The organism is Actinoplanes sp. L3-i22, assembly GCF_019704555.1.
Taxonomy (GTDB): domain Bacteria; phylum Actinomycetota; class Actinomycetes; order Mycobacteriales; family Micromonosporaceae; genus Actinoplanes.
This window is the reverse complement of sequence record NZ_AP024745.1, coordinates 11,971,646-11,989,483: the sequence shown is the minus strand read 5'-3', so window position 1 is coordinate 11,989,483 and position 17,838 is coordinate 11,971,646. Positions and strand designations below refer to the sequence as shown.

13 protein-coding genes are annotated in these 17,838 nt (G+C 68.8%); 10 read left to right on the top strand and 3 right to left on the bottom strand.

The annotated features are described in order from the left end of the window. Nucleotides 1-42 precede the first annotated feature (42 nt). On the bottom strand, nucleotides 43-930 hold the full coding sequence (locus tag L3i22_RS53150; protein WP_221324944.1) for a hypothetical protein: 888 nt from the start codon (nucleotides 928-930) through the stop codon (nucleotides 43-45). Between the two features lie 49 nt (nucleotides 931-979). Between L3i22_RS53150 and L3i22_RS53145 the strand changes: the two genes are divergently transcribed. The 8 genes from L3i22_RS53145 to L3i22_RS53110 all read left to right on the top strand — a co-directional run bounded on the left by L3i22_RS53145 (nucleotide 980) and on the right by L3i22_RS53110 (nucleotide 12,504). Continuing rightward, nucleotides 980-2,410 carry a CCA tRNA nucleotidyltransferase gene (locus tag L3i22_RS53145; RefSeq protein ID WP_221324943.1) on the top strand — a complete coding sequence of 477 codons (1,431 nt, stop codon included), beginning with the start codon at nucleotides 980-982 and terminating at the stop codon, nucleotides 2,408-2,410. 485 nt (nucleotides 2,411-2,895) lie between these two features. Continuing rightward, nucleotides 2,896-4,461: a glycosyltransferase family 2 protein gene (locus L3i22_RS53140; protein ID WP_221324942.1), complete on the top strand. Its 1,566-nt coding sequence runs from the start codon at nucleotides 2,896-2,898 to the stop codon at nucleotides 4,459-4,461. Then, nucleotides 4,458-5,639, top strand: a complete 1,182-nt coding sequence (locus L3i22_RS53135; protein WP_221324941.1) for a hypothetical protein — start codon at nucleotides 4,458-4,460, stop codon at nucleotides 5,637-5,639. Before L3i22_RS53140 ends, L3i22_RS53135 begins: the two co-directional genes overlap by 4 nt. Beyond that, nucleotides 5,624-7,534, top strand: a complete 1,911-nt coding sequence (locus L3i22_RS53130; RefSeq protein WP_221324940.1) for a glycosyltransferase family 39 protein — start codon at nucleotides 5,624-5,626, stop codon at nucleotides 7,532-7,534. Before L3i22_RS53135 ends, L3i22_RS53130 begins: the two co-directional genes overlap by 16 nt. 190 nt (nucleotides 7,535-7,724) lie before the next feature. Continuing rightward, nucleotides 7,725-9,254 carry a glycosyltransferase family 2 protein gene (locus tag L3i22_RS53125; RefSeq protein ID WP_221324939.1) on the top strand — a complete coding sequence of 510 codons (1,530 nt, stop codon included), beginning with the start codon at nucleotides 7,725-7,727 and terminating at the stop codon, nucleotides 9,252-9,254. Beyond that, nucleotides 9,251-10,381 (top strand): hypothetical protein, encoded by a 1,131-nt coding sequence (locus tag L3i22_RS53120; RefSeq protein ID WP_221324938.1) that lies wholly within the window; start codon nucleotides 9,251-9,253, stop codon nucleotides 10,379-10,381. The genes L3i22_RS53125 and L3i22_RS53120 overlap by 4 nt, the downstream gene beginning before the upstream one ends. Further along, entirely contained in the window at nucleotides 10,378-12,027 is a 1,650-nt protein-coding gene (locus tag L3i22_RS53115; RefSeq protein ID WP_221324937.1) for a glycosyltransferase family 39 protein, read from the top strand. The genes L3i22_RS53120 and L3i22_RS53115 overlap by 4 nt, the downstream gene beginning before the upstream one ends. A 21-nt stretch (nucleotides 12,028-12,048) precedes the next feature. After that, complete coding sequence (locus tag L3i22_RS53110; RefSeq protein ID WP_221324936.1) at nucleotides 12,049-12,504, top strand: methylated-DNA--[protein]-cysteine S-methyltransferase; 456 nt, start codon at nucleotides 12,049-12,051, stop codon at nucleotides 12,502-12,504. A 97-nt stretch (nucleotides 12,505-12,601) separates the two neighbouring features. Here the strand turns inward: L3i22_RS53110 and L3i22_RS53105 are convergent, their stop codons facing one another. Next, entirely contained in the window at nucleotides 12,602-13,681 is a 1,080-nt protein-coding gene (locus tag L3i22_RS53105; RefSeq protein ID WP_221324935.1) for an inositol-3-phosphate synthase, read from the bottom strand. Nucleotides 13,682-13,702: 21 nt separating this feature from the next. Beyond that, nucleotides 13,703-14,365, bottom strand: a complete 663-nt coding sequence (locus L3i22_RS53100) for a PadR family transcriptional regulator (protein ID WP_221330605.1) — start codon at nucleotides 14,363-14,365, stop codon at nucleotides 13,703-13,705. A gap of 160 nt (nucleotides 14,366-14,525) precedes the next feature. On the opposite strand from L3i22_RS53100, the gene L3i22_RS53095 reads away from it, so the two are divergent. Beyond that, entirely contained in the window at nucleotides 14,526-14,960 is a 435-nt protein-coding gene (locus L3i22_RS53095) for a DUF5318 domain-containing protein (RefSeq protein WP_221324934.1), read from the top strand. A gap of 160 nt (nucleotides 14,961-15,120) precedes the next feature. Beyond that, nucleotides 15,121-17,796 carry a transglycosylase domain-containing protein gene (locus L3i22_RS53090; RefSeq protein WP_221324933.1) on the top strand — a complete coding sequence of 892 codons (2,676 nt, stop codon included), beginning with the start codon at nucleotides 15,121-15,123 and terminating at the stop codon, nucleotides 17,794-17,796. The last annotated feature ends 42 nt before the right edge of the window (nucleotides 17,797-17,838 follow it).

The window sequence follows — 17,838 nt, the reverse complement described above, 5'->3', positions numbered from 1 at the left end:
GTTGGAGCCACCATAGAAGACTGGGCCACCTTAAGAACAAGGTCACACATGGTGACGCAGGAGGGTGCCAGGTTCCGCGCCGGCCAGCGTCTCCACGACCCAGCATGCCTCCAGCGGTACGAGCGGCTCACTCAGCGCATCCAGCACGGTCGGATGGTCGCAGCCGGCCTCGGTCAGCGCGCCGAGCAGATCGGGCAGCGGACCCAGGTCCCCGGAGTCGGCGATGCGCCGGGCCAGCGGGCGGGTGGTGGCGTACCACTCCTGCTCGGGCAGGTCGGCGAGGCGGGCGGTGGCTCGGCGTACCAAATCGGTCAGGTCTTCGTGGGGAAACCGTTTGTCCGCGCGGACCTCTTCGATCGCCCGCGCCGGGTGGCTCAGCTCCGCGATCGCGGCCTCGTCCAGCACCTGCGGCGACGGCGCCGCCGGTGCCGGCCACCAGCGATCGTCGGTGAAGAGCGGCAGCGGCGTCTGCTCCGGCCCGGTGGGCGCGGGCGGCGGCACCTCGCGGCGCAGCGACCGGTACGCCGCCTCGCGCACCGCCGCCACGGCCGCCGTGTCGTCGTCGGCGGTCGGCGGGGCGAACGGCCCGAGCAGCGCGACGACCAGGCCCGGATGCGGCAGGGTCGGATCGGCCAGCGCGATCACCCGGGCGCACGTCTCCAGTTCCCACCAGCGCAGCGAAGCGGGGTACGGCCCACCGGCCGGCGCCCAGCCGATCTGGACCGGCTCGCTGGCGACCGGCCGGCGCAGGCCGAGCGTCCGCTCGCCGGAGGGCTGCTCGATCTCGAGGATCAGGGCGTAGCCGTCGACCACCGGAAAGGAGACGCGGAGCAGCTCAGGGAGGAGGTCGGGATCGCTGATCTCGCCGGTCCAGAACCCGGGTTCCAGGCTCAACCGGCGCAGCACCTCAGAAACGGGCACGTGTCCCATCCTGCCCGGCGGAGTCCTGGGTAACCAAAGCGACTAACCTGGTAACCCCATGTCTGTTCTGAACGATGCCCAGCAGAACGCGGTCGCCGAGTTGCTCCGCGTGTCCCCGCTAGCCGACGAGCTGGGGCGCCGTTTCGGCGCCGCCGGCCACGAGTTGCACCTGGTGGGCGGCTCGGTCCGGGACGCGTTGCTCGGTCGCCTCGGCGACGACCTCGACTTCTGCACCGACGCCCGGCCCGAGCAGACCCTCGCGGTCGTGCAGAGCTGGGCCGACGCGATCTGGGAGACCGGCCGCGAGTTCGGCACGATCGGCATCCAGAAGAACGGTGTGCGGATCGAGATCACCACGTTCCGCGCCGAGGCGTACGACGGGGTCAGCCGCAACCCGGTGGTGCGCTACGGCGACTCCCTCCTCGACGACCTGGGCCGGCGCGACTTCACCATCAACGCGATGGCGGTGTCCCTGCCGGGTCACGAGTTCACCGACCCGTTCGGCGGGGTCGCCGACCTGGCGTCCCGGACGATCCGGACACCGGCCGCGCCGGAGCTCTCCTTCGGCGATGATCCACTTCGGATGCTGCGCGCCGCCCGATTCGCGGCAAAGCTGCAGTTCACCGTGGACGAACCGGTCATCGCGGCGATGCGGGGCATGGCAGCTGATCTCGACCGGATCACCGCGGAACGGATCCGGGACGAGTTCACCAAGCTGATCTGCGGCGCCGACCCGATCGCCGGCCTGCGGCTGCTCGTCGACACCGGCCTGGCCGACCGCTTCCTGCCGGAGATCGCCGGCCTGAAGCTGGAGATCGACGAGCACGCCCAGCACAAGGACGTCTACGAGCACACCCTGATCGTGGTGATGAACGCGATGCGGCTCGAGGGCGACGAGGGCCCCGACTTCGTACTGCGGATGGCCGCGCTGATGCACGACGTCGGCAAGCCGGCCACCAAGGCGGTCGGCCGCGACGGGCGGGTCAGCTTCCACCACCACGAGGTGGTCGGGGCGCGGCTCACCAAGCAGCGGATGAAAGCCATGAAGTACCCCAAGGACGTCACCACCGACGTGGTCGGCCTGGTCGCGCTGCATCTGCGGTTCTACGGCTACGGCCGGGGCGAGTGGACCGACTCCGCGGTGCGCCGCTACGTCACCGACGCCGGCCCGCTGCTGTCCCGCCTGCACAAGCTGACCCGCTCCGACGTGACCACCCGCAACCGGCGCAAGGCGGCCGGCCTGGCCGCCGACTACGACGCGCTCGAGGTGCGGATCGACCGGATCGCCGCCGAGGAGGACCTGGCCAAGGTCCGCCCGGACCTGGACGGCAACGCGATCATGGAGCTGCTCGGCGTGCCGCCCGGCCCGATCGTCGGCCAGGCCTGGCGCCACCTGAAGGAGCTGCGCCTCGACCGCGGGCCGCTGGATCACGACGAGGCCGAGGCGGAACTGCTCAAGTGGGCCCGCGAGCAGGGCCACATCAGCTAGGCCTTTTTTACGGCGCCGGCGAGGTGTCGCAGCCGCAGGTCGGGACGGACTGAAACGGTTCGGGAGGATGCCCGACCTGAGGGTTCGAGACCAGATTCACATTTCTTGCCCGGCGCGCCTCCTGGCCTCCCGCGCGTAACGCTGAAGCAATGAATCAGCGCCTGCTGCGGGGCATAAACCGTCAGAATTGTGCTGGAAATGGACGACCGGTCGGCCTACCACATGGGCGATCTGCCGGGTTGCGGGACCCCGCGCAGCTACCTACCCTGCTATCCGGCACGTGTCAGCTTCGATTATCGGACGCGTGAACGGGCTGCATGCGGGGGTAGAGCGGCATGGTCGAAGAAACGGTGAACGCGGTAAATAGTCGCTCTGACCGGACGGCTGCGAAACTGCTCAGCACCGGGCAGAAGGTATTGGCCGGACTCGTTCTGCTTGCCCTCGGTTACGGATTGTTTCGCTATCCACGACTGACAGCAACCGGAGTGGTCGGCGCGTTCATCGCCTTCTACCTCGTTTTCGCGTTGTTCAAACTCTTCGTGACCGCGGCCGGCCGCCGGCACCGCCTGCTCCTGTCGAACGTGCTGCCGTCCTCCCGGGAGCTTCCGCACTACGGCGTGCTGCTGCCGGTGCACCACGAGGCGAACATGCTGCGCCGGCTCGTCGCGCGCGTGAGCCAGCTGCACTATCCGCGGGAGAAGCTGCACGTCTACATCCTGATCGAGCAGGACGACGAGGAGACCTTGGCCGCGGCCGCCGCGATCGGGCTGCGGGTGCACGGTGACGGGACGAGGCCGCAGGGCCCGTGGGGTCATGTCGTGGTGGTGGTGATCCCGCCGGGTGGTCCGAAGACGAAGCCGAACGCGATGAACGTGGCGTTCCCGATCGTGGTGGCCGACGGCTGCCGGTACGTGACGATCTACGACGCCGAGGACCGGCCCGACCCCGATCAGCTGCTGCTCTCGGTGTCGACGTTCCGCCTGGCCCGTCGTGATGTCGTCTGTCTGCAGGCCGAGCTGGTGTTCTGGAACGACGACACCAACTGGGTCTCGGCGCTCTACTGGGTCGGCTACAAGGTCCACTTCCGCAAGTTCCTGCCCGGCCTGGCCCGCCTCGGGCTGCCGGTCCCGCTGGGCGGCACCTCGAACCACTTCCGGGTCAACGTCCTGCAGGAGGTCGCGCTCCCCGGCGGGCTGGTCTGGGATCCGCACAACCTGACCGAGGACGCCGATCTCGGGGCTCGTCTGGCCGCGGCCGGTTATCGCGTGGATCTGCTGGCGTCGGTGACGCTGGAAGAGGCCCCGATCTCCAGCCGGGTCGTGGACAAGCAGCAGCGTCGCTGGAAGGGCGGCTATCTGCAGACCGCGCTGGTGCACAGCCGCCGGCCGTTCCGCTCGGCCGCCGGGATGGGCCTGCACCGCTGGCTGGCGTTCCTGCTGATGACGTACGGCACGCCGCTGACGTTCCTGCTGAACCCGCTGTTCCTGGCGCTGTCCATCGCCTACTTCGCCACCGGCTCGACGCTGATCGGTGATCTTTTCCCGGCGCCGGTCTACTACACCGCGACCGCGTTGCTCCTGGTCGGCAACTTCGGCATCATGCTTGAGCTGGTGCAGACGACCCTGTCGGAGGCGCAGCAGACCAAGGGCCGGTTCGGCCTGTTGAAGTACATGTTCATGGCCCAGGTGATGTGGCTGTGGATGAGCGTCTCGACGTACATCGCGGTCTTCGAGATGCTCACCGGCAAGCGTGGCTGGCACAAGACTCCGCATGGTCACGCGGAGTCCGACGACGACCTCGAGCCCGGCCTGTCCCTGCCCGTCCACGTACCGCAGCCCCGTCAGCCCCTGTCGCCGCAGCAGCACCAGGCGCTGCCGCCGCACCAGCCGGTGCCGCAGCAGCAGTACCAGCAGCCGGTGCAGCCGCAGCCGGTGCAGCAGTACCGGCAGCAGCCGGTGCAGCCGCGTCCGCCGGTGCCGGTCCAGCCACAGCAGCAGCCCGGCGACAAGCCCGCGGTCGTGCTCGAATTCCTCACCCCGGGTGCGCAGTGAAGATTCTGAACAAGAGGATGCCCGGCATCGCGCTGGGCGTCACCCTGGCCATCGCCGCGACGCAGCTGACCGGCTGTGCCCAGCTGGCGCCGAGCGTGCCGACCATGGGCGGCGCCGGGCAGGCGGCCGACGACCCGCTCGACGACGGGGCGGACGACGTGGCGGTGACGCCGGCGCCGGGCACCCCGCTCAAGAAGGTCTCCGAAGCCGCGCAGAGCACCAAGGTCGAGCTGGGCGTGCAGATCTCCTGGCACGACGTCAAGGACCCGAAGCTGGTCCGGTCCAACGCCGCCCGCCTGCTGAACTACGTGGTCGGGCTGGGCGCCAACAGCGTCGGCATCACGTTCCCGATCTACACCGACGGCTACCGTCCGTCCAAGGTGTACACCCAGACCGGGGTCACCCCGACGCCGACCGACCTGCGCGTGATCACGACGCTGGCCAAGGAGCGCGGCCTGCAGGTGATGATCCGGCCGATCATCGACGAGACCAACATCTCGACGGTCAAGGACGCCTGGCGCGGCTCGATCAAGCCGCCGGACCCGGACGCCTGGTTCGCCTCGTACTCGAAGGCGATGGTGCCGTTCCTGAAGGCGGCGCAGGCCGGGCGCGCCGACACGTTCGTCCTCGCCACCGAGCTGGACTCGCTGGTCAAGTACGACAAGCAGTGGCGCACCGCGCTCATCGCGGCCAACAAGGTCTACAAGGGCCGGTTGTCCTACGGCGACAACTGGGGCTCCTGGCAGACCGGCCGTCCCGGCGTCCCGCTGGCCGAGCCCGGCCTGGACGCGTACCCGCAGCTGGACCTCACCGATGGCGCGTCGGTCCCGGAGATCTCCAAGGCGTGGGCGAAGTGGCTGCAGAAGCGGCCGAAGGAGCTGAGCAAGACGGTGATCCAGGAGATCGGCATCGCCAGCACCCCCGGCGCCTACGAGCAGCCGGCCGTGTGGGCGCGGGAGAACCAGACCCTGCAGCCGCAGATCCAGGTGAACTGGTTCGCCGGCGCCTGCGCGGCGGCGAAGGAGCTGGAGATGCCGGGGCTCTACTTCTGGAGCCTCGACGTCTGGGCCGAGCCGTCCAAGGCGAAGAAGGCGGCCGGCTACAACGTCGGTTCGTTCATCGGCCGCGGCGACAAGTCGATCAAGCAGTGCTTCGCGTCCGGATGGCCCGGCCAGTGACCACGATCCCGTCGGACCGCCAGGTGATGCCGCCCGGCCAGGATCCGCCGACCGAGCAGCTCGCGCTGCCGGCCGGGCCGATCCGCCCGGCCGCACCGATCGCGCCGGTCGCGGACGCCCCGACCGAGCGCCTGACCACGCCGGCCGAGAACCCGCCGGCCGAACCGGCCGCGGGCCCGGTCATCGACAAGCCGGTGATCGTGAAGCCCCCGGCCGGGATCCCGCCGACCGCGCTGCCGGCCGGGACCACGGCGCTCGGCGACCAGCCGGCGAGCGAGGACCCGCCCACCGAGCGGCTCGCCAGCCTGACCCAGGAGATCCAGCTCCGGCACGCCAAACGGCTGCGCCGTCTGGAGAACCGGGAGGTGAAGCGCACCGACCGCGCCCTGGTGGCGGTCGCCGTCACGGCGGTGCTGCTGGCGATCGCGGCCACCGCGTACTTCTACCGGATGGACCGGATCCTCGGGTACCACGACACCTACTCGCACCTGGAGATCGGCCGCCGCCTGCTGGTCGGCCGGACGACCGGGATCGCGCAGCTCGGGGCGATCTGGCTGCCGCTGCCGCACATCCTGCAGGCGCTGTTCGCGTGGAACACCACGCTCTACACCACCGGGCTGGCCGGCTCGATCGTGTCGATGTGCGCGTACGTGGCCTCGTCGATCCTGATCTACCGGATCATCCGGGTCTACAGCCCGGCGAAGGCGTCCCCGGCGGTCGCCGGCGCGGCCGTCTTCATGCTCGGCGCGAATGTGCTGCACCACCAGTCGACGTCGATGGACGAGCTGCCGTTCTACGCGTTCGCGCTTGGCGCCACCTACGGCCTGGTCAAGTGGGCGGACAGCAAGCAGGCGAACTACCTGCTCTACGGCGCGATCTCGAGCATGCTGGCGATGCTGTGCCGCTACGAGGGCTGGTTCCTGGCCGGCATGCTGACGCTCGCCGTGCCGATCATCGCCCGCCGCACCGGCCACTCCTGGCGGGACACCCGCGGCCTGACCGGCATGTTCGCGGTCTTCGGCGTGCTGACCTCGGCCGGCGGCTGGCTGCTCTACAACTGGATGATCGCCGGGTCGCCGGTCAACTTCCTGACCGGCGCGAACTCCAGCGCCTACCAGATGGCTCGCCGGACCACGGACGTCGAGACCGGCAGCCTCCGGAAGACCCTGCAGGCGTACGGCGGTGCCCTGGTCGCCGACCACGGTCTGATCGTGCTCGGCCTGGCCGTGCTCGGCCTGATCGTCTTCCTGGCCGCCGAGCGGCTGTCGGCCCGGTCCCTGCCGATCTTCGCGCTCGGCTCGGTGATGCCGTTCTTCTGCTACACGATCTTCCGGGGACAGGCCCCGATCGGTCTGCCGCCGATCAACAACTACCTGCTGAACCTGCGGTTCGCGCTGGTCGCGGCGCTGCCCGCGGCGGTGCTCATCGGTTACCTGCTGTCCCGGCTGCCGCGTAAGACCGTGATCGCGGCGTCGGTGCTGGTGATCTGCACCGTCGTCGGCCTCTCGGCGGTGACCATCAAGAACGGCAACCTGGTCAGCGTCCACGAGGTCGACGAGGACCTGGCGGCGCAGCAGGACCAGGTCCGTACGGCCGACTTCCTGAAGGACCACACCACCGGCCCGATCATGATGACCCTGACCGGCAATGAGCGCGCCGCGTTCCCGGTGCTGGACCGGGTGATCTACGACGGTACGAAGGTCGGCCGGCGCAACATCTGGAAGGACGCGCTGAAGTCACCGGAGTCGGTCGGCGCCCAGGTCGTGCTGATGCGTGGCTCCGGCGCGCGGGGTGCGGACGACGTCTTCACCGCGCTGTACAACAAGCCGACGATGTCCGGGTACCGGCTGGTCCACGAGGGCGACGGATATCTCGTCTACCAGCTCACCAAGTAACCTTCCGTGACCACATTGGCCGGTAATCGGGCAGGTGGCACGCAACCGAACAATTTGTCGCCCGGCGCGTTCCGTAAATGGTGGAAATAGCGCCGGGACCGGGCGATTCCGGTCCGCCTGAAAGGTTGATGCCCCGGCCCACGCACGCCTCCTAACCTGCATTTCTGCAGGTGTCAGGGGGTTGAGCGGCGTGGCTGAGGAAACCGTGGGCGCCGTCGGCATCGGTTCCGGGAACACCGCCGAGAAGCTGCTCGGCACCGGTCAGAAGATCGCGGCCGGAATGGTTCTGTCAGCGCTCGGCTACGGATTGCTGTTCCATCCGCGCGTCACCGCAACCGCGGTCGTCACCGCCTGTGTTGTTTTCTACCTGCTGTTCGCGCTGTTCAAACTGCTCGTGACGACGGCCGGGCGCGGTCACCGGATGCTGCTGACGACGCTGATGAAGTCGTCCCGGGAGCTTCCGCACTACGGCGTGCTGCTGCCGGTGCACCACGAGGCGAACATGCTGCGCCGGCTCGTCGCCCGGGTCAGTCAGCTGACTTACCCGCGGGAGAAGCTGCACGTCTACCTGCTGATCGAGCAGGACGACGCGGAGACCCTGGCCGCGGCGGCCGCGATCGGGCTGCGCGTGCACGGCGACGGGACCACCGCGCAGGGCCCGCTGAGTCACGTCGTGGTGGTGGTGATCCCGCCGGGTGGCCCGAAGACCAAGCCGAACGCGATGAACGTGGCGTTCCCGATCGTCGTCGCCGACGGCTGCCGGTACGTGACGATCTACGACGCCGAGGACCGCCCGGATCCGGACCAGCTCCTGCTGTCCGTGTCGACGTTCCGGCTGGCCCGTCGTGATGTTGTCTGTCTGCAGGCGGAGCTGGTGTTCTGGAACGACGACACCAACTGGGTCTCGGCGCTCTACTGGGTCGGCTACAAGGTCCACTTCCGGCACTTCCTGCCCGGGCTCGTCCGGCTCGGCCTGCCGGTCCCGCTGGGCGGCACCTCGAACCACTTCAAGGTCACCGCGCTGCGCGAGGTCGCGCTCCCCGGCGGGCTGGTCTGGGATCCGCACAACCTGACCGAGGACGCCGACCTGGGCGCTCGCCTGGCCGCGGCCGGTTATCGCGTGGACCTGCTGGCGTCGGTGACGCTGGAGGAGGCTCCGGTCTCCAGTCGCGTGGTGGACAAGCAGCAGCGTCGCTGGAAGGGCGGCTACCTGCAGACCGCGCTGGTGCACAGCCGCCGGCCGTTCCGGTCCGCGGCCCGGATGGGCGTCCACCGCTGGCTGGCGTTCCTGCTGATGACGTACGGCACGCCGCTGACGTTCCTGCTGAACCCGCTGTTCCTGGCGTTGACCGTGGCCTGGTTCGCCACCGGCTCCGAGCTCATCGTGGACCTGTTCCCGGCCCCGATCTACTACACCGCCACGGCCCTGCTCGTGATCGGCAACTTCGGGATCATGCTGGAGCTGGTCCAGACGACGCTCGCCGAGTCGCAGTTCACCAAGGGGCGTTTCCGGCTCCTGAAGTACATGTTCATGGCCCAGGTGATGTGGCTGTGGATGAGCGTCTCGACGTACATCGCGGTCTTCGAGATGCTCACCGGCAAGCGCGGCTGGCACAAGACTCCGCACGGGCACGCGGAGTCCGACGACGACCTCGAGCCCGGTCTGTCCCTGCCGGTGCCGGTCGCGCCGCCGCGCCTGGCCGCCCCGAGCGCCCCATGAACCGCCCTGAGCGCCCCCTGCGGCTGCGATCCGTCCTGGCGGCGCTGATCGTCACCCAGCTGGCCGCGTGCGGCCCGCTGGCGCCGCACATCCCGGACAGCCCGGTGCGGAAGCCGGCCGCGGCCGAGGCGACGCCCACGGCGACCACTGCGCCCCCGGTGACCACTGCGGTGCGGGCGACCGAAGCGCAACTGGGCGTGCAGATTTACTGGCACGGTGTGGTCGGCTCGAAACCGGTCCGCGCCAACGCCATCCGGCTGCTGGACTATGTGGCCGGGCTGGGCGCGAACAGCGTCGGCATCACGTTCCCGATCTACACCGACGGCGCGCGGCCGAGCCGCGTCTACACCCGGGCCGGGGACACGCCGACCCCCAACGACCTGCGCATCATCACCGAGCTGGCGAAGGAGCGCGGTCTGCGCGTCCTGATCCGCCCGCTGATCGACGAGGTGAACCTGGCGCCGGGCGGAGCGTGGCGCGGCTCGATCAAGCCGCCGAGCGTGGACGGGTGGTTCACGTCGTACACGCAAGCCTTGATGCCCTTTTTGATCGCGGCGCAGAGCGCCCGCGCGGACCTCTTCGTGATCGGCTCGGAATTGGACTCTCTCGTCGTCCACCAGGAGCAATGGCGCACGACGGTGACGACGATGGGCAAAATCTTCAAAGGCAGATTGGTGTACGCCGACAATTGGGGCACCTGGGAGACCGGCCGTCCGGGAGTCCCCGGCGCCGAACCGGGTCTCGACGCGTATCCGCAGCTCGGCCTGCCCGACTCGGCGTCGCTCCAGCAGGTCACCGCGGCCTGGTCGGCGTGGCTGCGCAAGCGACCGGCCGAATTGGACAAAACGGTCTTCCAGGAGGTCGGGATCGCGGCCAGTCCCGGCGCCTACGAGAAGCCCACCACCTGGCCGCGGAACCGGCAGAAGCTCACGCCGCAGATCCAGATCCGCTGGTTCGCCGGCGCCTGTGCGGCCGCGAAGTCGCTGCACATGGCCGGGATCTACTTCTGGACGCTGGACGCCTGGGCGGACCCGGCGGACGCCGCCGGATACGACGTCGGCTCGTTCATCGGCCGCGGCGACCAGGCGATCAGGGAGTGCTTCGCGTCCGGGTGGCCGGGCCAGTGACCACGATTCCGTCGCAGCGCCCGCTCGACGAGGTCCGGGCCGACTCGCCGGCCAGCCTCACCCAGGAGATCCGGATCCGGCACGCGATGCGCCTGCGCCGCCGGGACGACCCGGCGAAGCGGCGTGCCGACCGGGGCGCGCTGGTCGTCGCGGTGGCGGCGACCGTGCTCGCGATCACGGCCTGCGTCTACTTCTACCGCGCCGGCCGGATCCTCGGGTACCACGACACCTACTCGCACCTGGAGATCAGCCGCCGGATCCTGACCGGGCGGACGACCGGGATCGCGCAGCTCGGGGCGATCTGGCTGCCGCTGCCGCACATCCTGCAGGCGCTGTTCGCGTGGAACACCACGCTCTACACGACCGGGCTGGCCGGCTCGATCGTGTCGATGACCGCGTACGTCGCGTCCTCGGTCCTGATCTACCGGATCATCCGGGTCTACCGCCCGGATCGGGTGTCGCCCGCCTACGCCGGCGCGGCCGTCTTCATGCTCGGCGCGAACATGCTGCACCACCAGTCGACGTCGATGGACGAGCTGCCGTTCTACGCGTTCGCGCTCGCCGCGACCTACGGCCTGGTCAAGTGGGCGGACACCCGGCAGGCGACCTATCTACTACAGGCGTCGCTGGCCAGCATGCTGGCGATGCTCTGCCGTTACGAGGGCTGGTTCCTGGCCGGCATGCTCACCCTGGCCGTGCCGATCATCGCCCGCCGCACCGGCCACTCCTGGCCGGACACCCGTGGGCTGACCGGCACGTTCGCGGCGTTCGGCCTGCTCACCTCGTCCGGCGGCTGGATGCTCTACAACTGGATGATCGCCGGGTCCCCGCTCAACTTCCTGACCGGCCCCAACTCCAGCGCCGATCAGATGGCTCGCCGGACCACCGACGTCGAGACCGGGAGCATTTCCAAGACCCTGCGGGCGTACGGCGGTGCACTGCTCGCCGACCACGGACTCGCCGTCGTGGGCCTGGCCGCGATCGGACTGATCGTGTTCCTGGTCGGCGAGCGGCTGTCGGCCCGGTCGCTGCCGGTGCTCGCGCTCGGCTCGATCATGCCGTTCTTCCTCTACACGATCTTCCGGGGGCAGGCGCCGATCGGCATGCCGCCGGTCAACGAGTACGTCTTGAACGCCCGGTTCGCCCTGGTCGGCGCGCTGCCGGCGGCGGTGCTGATCGGCTACCTGGTGTCCCGGCTGCCACGCCGCACGACGGTGGCCGCGTCGATCGCCGTCGTGCTCGGTATGTCGGTTCTCACGGTCTCCACGTTCCGGCAGGACGCCCTGGTCAGCGTCCGCGAGGTGACCGACGACCTGTCCGCGCAGCAGGACCAGGCCCGGGTCGCCGGCTTCCTGGAGGCGCACACCACCGGCCCGATCCTGCTGGACCTGGTCGGCAACGAGCGGGCCGCGTTCCCGGTGCTGGACCGGGTCGTCTACGACGGCACGAAGATCGGCCGGCACAACGTCTGGAAGCAGGCGCTGCGGTCACCGCGCTCGGTCGGCGCCCAGGTGGTGCTGATGCGCGGCGGCGGGCCGCGGGGCGCGGACGAGGTGTTCACCGCCCTGCACGGGATGCCCGCGATGGCCGGCGCCCGGGTCATCTATGAGGCCGACGACTACACCGTCTATCAGTTCCTGTCATAGCCCCCGGGCACACTGGATGACATGTTCGTCGTCGAGTCACCGATCGGGCCGCTCGGCATCGCCGTCGAGGGCGATGTCGTGGTGGGCGTGCGCTTCGGCGCGAGCCGGGGCGAGGATGCCGCACATCCCGCATCCGAGCAGCTCCGGGCATATTTCGCGGGCGAGCTGACCGACTTCACCGTGCCGGTGCGGATGATCGGCGGCTCCGAGTTCGAGCGCGCGGTGTGGGGCGAGATCGCCAAGATTCCGTACGGGGAGATGGCCACCTACGGCGCGATCGCGACCGCGCTGGGCGACCCTGGGGCGGCCCGCGCCGTCGGCACGGCCTGCAACCACAATCCGGTGCCGGTGATCGTGCCGTGTCATCGGGTGGTCGGCGCCGGCGGCAAGATGGTCGGCTTCGGCGGCGGGCTGGAGCGCAAACGCAAACTGCTGGAGTTGGAGGCCCGGGTTTCGCTGACGCGCGCCTGGGGTTGAACTGTGAGTGGGCTCACGTCGTACCCAATAGGGGTTGTGAGGGTAAGAAAAGGCCGCCTCTCGCGGAGAGGCGGCCTTTCGCAACGGGAGGAGAGCGTCAGCTCTCGATCTCGCCCTTGATGAACGCCTCGACGGCGGCGTGCGCGTCGTGGTCGCTGTACTGCACCGGCGGGGACTTCATGAAGTAGGAGGACGCCGACAGGATCGGGCCGCCGATACCGCGGTCCTTCGCGATCTTCGCGGCGCGAACCGCGTCGATGATCACACCGGCGGAGTTCGGGGAGTCCCACACCTCGAGCTTGAGCTCGGCGTTCAGCGGGGTGTCGCCGAACGAGCGGCCCTCGAGCCGGATGTACGCCCACTTGCGGTCGTCGAGCCACGGCACGTGGTCCGACGGGCCGATGTGCACGTCGCTCTTGATCATCTCGTGCGGGATCTGCGAGGTGACCGACTGGGTCTTCGAGATCTTCTTCGAGACCAGGCGGTTGCGCTCCAGCATGTTCATGAAGTCCATGTTGCCGCCGAAGTTGAGCTGGTACGTACGCAGCAGCTCGACACCGCGGTCCTCGAACAACTTGGCCAGCGCGCGGTGCACGATGGTCGCGCCGACCTGGCTCTTGATGTCGTCACCGACGATCGGGAGACCGGCGTCGACGAACTTCTGCGCCCACTCCGGGTTCGAGGCGATGAAGACCGGCAGCGCGTTCACGAACGCGCAACCGGCGTCGATCGCGGCCTGCGCGTAGAACTTGTCGGCGACCTCGGAACCCACCGGGAGGTAGGAGACGACCACGTCGACCTCGGCGTCACGCAGTGCCTGCACGACGTCGACGATCTCGGCCGAGGACTCCTCGATCATCTCGCGGTAGTACGTGCCCAGACCGTCGTGGGTCGGGCCGCGCTGCACGGTGACGCCGGTCGGCGGCACGTCGGTCAGCTTGATCGTGTTGTTCTCACTGGCGACGATCGCGTCGCTCAGGTCCATGCCGACCTTCTTGGCGTCCACATCGAACGCCGCGACGAACTTCACGTCGGATACGTGGTAGTCGCCGAAGGTCACGTGCATGAGACCCGGGACGCGGTCGTTGGGGTCGGCGTTCTTGTAGTACTCCACGCCCTGCACGAGGGACGAGGCGCAGTTACCCACACCGACGATGGCGACGCGTACGGAACCCATCGCGTTTGCCTCCTTGTTTCATCACGGCCGGTCCGAGTGCGGACGCGGTGTCTCTGGGGGTGCCGTTCCCGCCGGCGGCGTACCGCCCGCGGGAGCGGGGCTTGTGGTGCCGGGCAGGCCGGCCCGGTGGCGGAACGCCGGGGTACGGCCGGACCGCTCGTTGGTGATCAGTTCTTCCAGCCAGCGGACCTCGCGCTCGCACGCGTCCAGGCCGTGTCGCTGCAGCTCGAGGGTGTACGCGTCGAGGCGGTCGGCGGCCCGGGCGAGAATCTCCCGCAGCCCCTCGCGTTGCTCCTCGACCCGTCGCCGACGGCCTTCCAGGATCCGCAACCGGGTAGCCGTGTCGGTGCGGGAGAAGAAGGCCATGTGCACCCCGAAGCCGGCGTCGTCATACGTCTCCGGCCCGGTGGCGGCGATCAACTCGGCGAAACGCTCTTTGCCTTCCGCCGTGATCTTGTAGACAACCCGTCCCCGTTTGCTGGTCATCGGGGGAACAATTTCGTTGTTGTTCGCTTCGGCTTCGCTGATCCAGCCGGCCAGCTTCAACCGCTTCAGGGTCGGGTACAACGTCCCGTAACTGATCGCGGCACGAAGCGTGCCCAGCTTGGTGGCCAACTCCTTGCGGAGTTCGTAGCCGTGCATCGGGGCCTCCTGCAGAAGCCCGAGGATCGCCAACTCCAGCACCTCGACCCTCCCCAAGAGTGTGTCCCGATGTATCGGCCCGATACATCGCAACCGTAGATCGGGATGCCCGGACACGCAACTCGGACATCCTGCGCTGTCGCCACGCCACGCTCCGTGATGACGGTCGCCGTGGGAGCGGTGACCGCGTACTCTCTTCGCCATGCGCACGCAGCGACAGGTGGTGGACTATTCGCTTCAGAAGCGATCAGTCCTGCGTGACGTGCGTAACGGCAAGATCAGCCCGCTTGAGGTGTGCGATGCCTCGCCGTACCTGAAAAACGCGGCGACCTTCCACGGCGAGCCGACCGACGAGCGGTGCCCGATCTGCCGCCGCGAGAACCTGACACTCGTGCACTACGTCTATGGAGACGAGCTCAAGCACTCCGCCGGCCAGGCCCACAAGGCCGCCGAGTTGCCGGTGCTGGCGATGACGCTCCGTGAATGCCAGGTGTTCGTGGTCGAGGTGTGCCGCTCCTGCTCCTGGAACCATCTGATCGAGCGCTATCTGCTCGGCCGGGAGGCGCTCGGCGACGAGGAGCCCCCGATGCAGTGGAAAACAGGTTCGGATTCACACGTCCGGGAGGGCCGACGGTGAACCGGATCGATGTCGTTAACGTGGACACGTTTAAGACCGGATCGGGCATCCAGCACTGGAGCCGGTCAACTCAGACGCAGAACGCCCGCTCGTGGCACGGTCGCCGGGATCCGATCCCGGACCCGCCGGCCGCGCCCCCGCGAACGGTAGGTGTGAGGGAATGAATCCGTACGGCGAACCGCAGAACGCACGAGCCCGGGCCCAAGTGCCCGGGTCGTTCGCTGCTTCCGGCCCGGACGAGGACCGGCCCGCCCCCGATGCGTACCGCCGGCCAGCCGGCTCCGCCTCGGTCGGCTCGGCCGGCCCCGGCCGGGCCTCGGTCAGTGGTGCCGCGCCGGTCGGCGGGCGCGCCTCGGTCGGCTCGGCCGCCCCAGGCCGCGCCTCCGTCGGCGCCGCCCCGGTCGGTGGGCGCGCCTCGGTGGGCGCTGCCCCGGTCGGTGGCCGCGCCGCGGTCGGTGCAGCCGGAGTCGGCGGCCGCGCCTCGGTGCCGCCCGTCGGCCCCACCCCGCCAGGATCCGGTGGCGGCGGTAGTGGCGGCGGTGGCGGGGGCAAGCGTCCGCGCAGCAAGGCCGACAAGAAGTACCGCCGCGCGAACATCCTCACCGCCGCGGCCGCCGTGCTGGTCATCATGATCGGCGCCGGCATCGTCGGCGGCACCTACTTCTTCGACGACGTCGAGCTGCCCACGCCGCAGGCCGAGGCGCAGCTGAACATCATCACCAACGCGTCGGGCCAGGTCCTCGAGCGCGAGGGCGAGCCCCGGATCAACGTGCCGTACCAGAAGATCACGTTGACCATGGCGCACGCCGTCGCCGCCGCCGAGGACCAGAACTTCTACACCCACAACGGCATCGACATGAAGGGCATCGCCCGCGCCGCGTGGAACAACTTCACCGGTGGCGACAAGCAGGGCGCGTCCACGATCACCCAGCAGTACGCCCGGCACGTGGCCGAGCTCAAGGAGATCAGCTACAGCCGTAAGCTCCGCGAGGCGGTGATCGCCCGCAAGCTCGAGTCCAAGTACGACAAAGACCAGATCATGGGTCTGTACCTGAACTACGTCGACCTCGGCTCGGGCCGGTACGGCGCGGAGGCCGCGGCGCAGGGCTACTACGGCGTCAGCGTGATGACGGGCGGCAACGGCAAGTTCAAGGAGATCAACGCGTACCAGGCCGCGGCGATCGCCTCGATCATCAAGCAGCCGTACTCGAACTCCGCGCACCCGGGCTACGACCCGACCGTGAACCCCACCGGCTCCAAGGAGCGCTGGGAGTACACGATGAAGGGGATGTACGAGAAGGGCTGGATCTCCAAGGAGGTCTACGACGCCCGGAAGTGGCCGGAGCCGCTGAAGAAGAGCAAGGCCGGCTGCACCACCTGCTGGGACGGCAAGCCGGTCGGCATGATCGGCCGGCACGTGACGAACGAGCTGCACCAGCTCGGCATCACCGACGACCAGATCAACAAGGGTGGTCTGACGATCACCACGACGATCGACCCGGTCGTGCAGAAGGCGGCCGAGGAGGCCGGCTCGGCGAAGAACAAGGAATCGCCGCTCTACGGGCGACCGAAGACGTACCAGTCCGCGGTGATCGGCATCAACCCGGAGAACGGTGAGGTGCTCGGCTACTACGCCGGTGACGACCCGACCGGCACCGACTTCGCCGGCTACATGGCGGGTAACGGCAGCGGGGTGCTCGACGCGGGTGGCCAGTCCCCGGCGTCGTCGTTCAAGATCTACACGCTGTCCGCGGCGTTGAAGGCGAACTACTCCTTCGACACGATCTGGAACGGCGACAAGAAGCGGGCCAACGGCACGTCGATCAGCAACGCCGGTCAGGACCCGGGCAAGACCTGTAACGACGACGGCCACAGCATCACGAACTGTGACCTCGAGCAGGCGACCGTCAAGTCGTACAACTTCCCGTTCTACTGGATCGCCGACCAGCTCACCCCGAGCAAGGTCGTCGCCGCGGCCAAGGCCGCCGGCATCAACTACATCTGGAACAACGACGGCAAGCGGATCGACCTGGCCAAGACCGACGCGTCCACCTGGAAGAGCAACTTCAGCGACGAGATCGGCTTCGGTCAGTTCCGGGTGCTGCCGCTGGACCACGCCACCGGCGTCGCGACGATTGTCGGGCAGGGCGTCCGGCACCAGACGCACTTCATCAAGGCGATCAAGTCGGTCGACCCGAGCACCGGCAAGCTGACCAACCTGAAGACCATCACCAAGGAGGGCACCCGGGTCTTCGACGCGGCGCAGATGTCCGACCTGACCGCGGTCATGAAGAAGATCCCGGCGCACGCCAACCACACCCTGGACAACGGCCGCCAGGCGGTCGGCAAGTCCGGTTCGTGGGAGCTCAGCCAGAAGGACAGCAGCAAGAACGGTGACGCCTGGTTCGTCGGCGGCATCCCGCAGCTCGCGGCGACAGTGTGGGTCGGCGGCAAGGGCAACCGGGTCGCGCTGACCGAGAGCAGCGGCAAGAAGATGTTCGGCTCGAACACGCCGGCCGAGATCTGGAAGCAGTTCCTCGACGCGGTCGCCAAGGCCAAGGACTGGGACAAGAAGAGCTTCCCGGACCGGCAGGCGGGCGGCGACGCCTCGCTCGGCAACGGCATCGCGCCGCCGGTCGTGCAGCAGCCGGACAACAGCGCCATCTGTGACGGCTCGATCGCGATCCTCTGCCCCGGTCAGAACACCAACACCGACAACAACAACACCGGTACCAACAACGGTGGCGGCAACAACAACGGCGGTGGGAACAACAACAACGGCGGTACCACCACCGACGGAACCACCACCGACCAGAACAACACCACCGGCGGTTGATCCCTGGCACGTCCGGACGGCGCTCACCTCATCGAGGTGGGC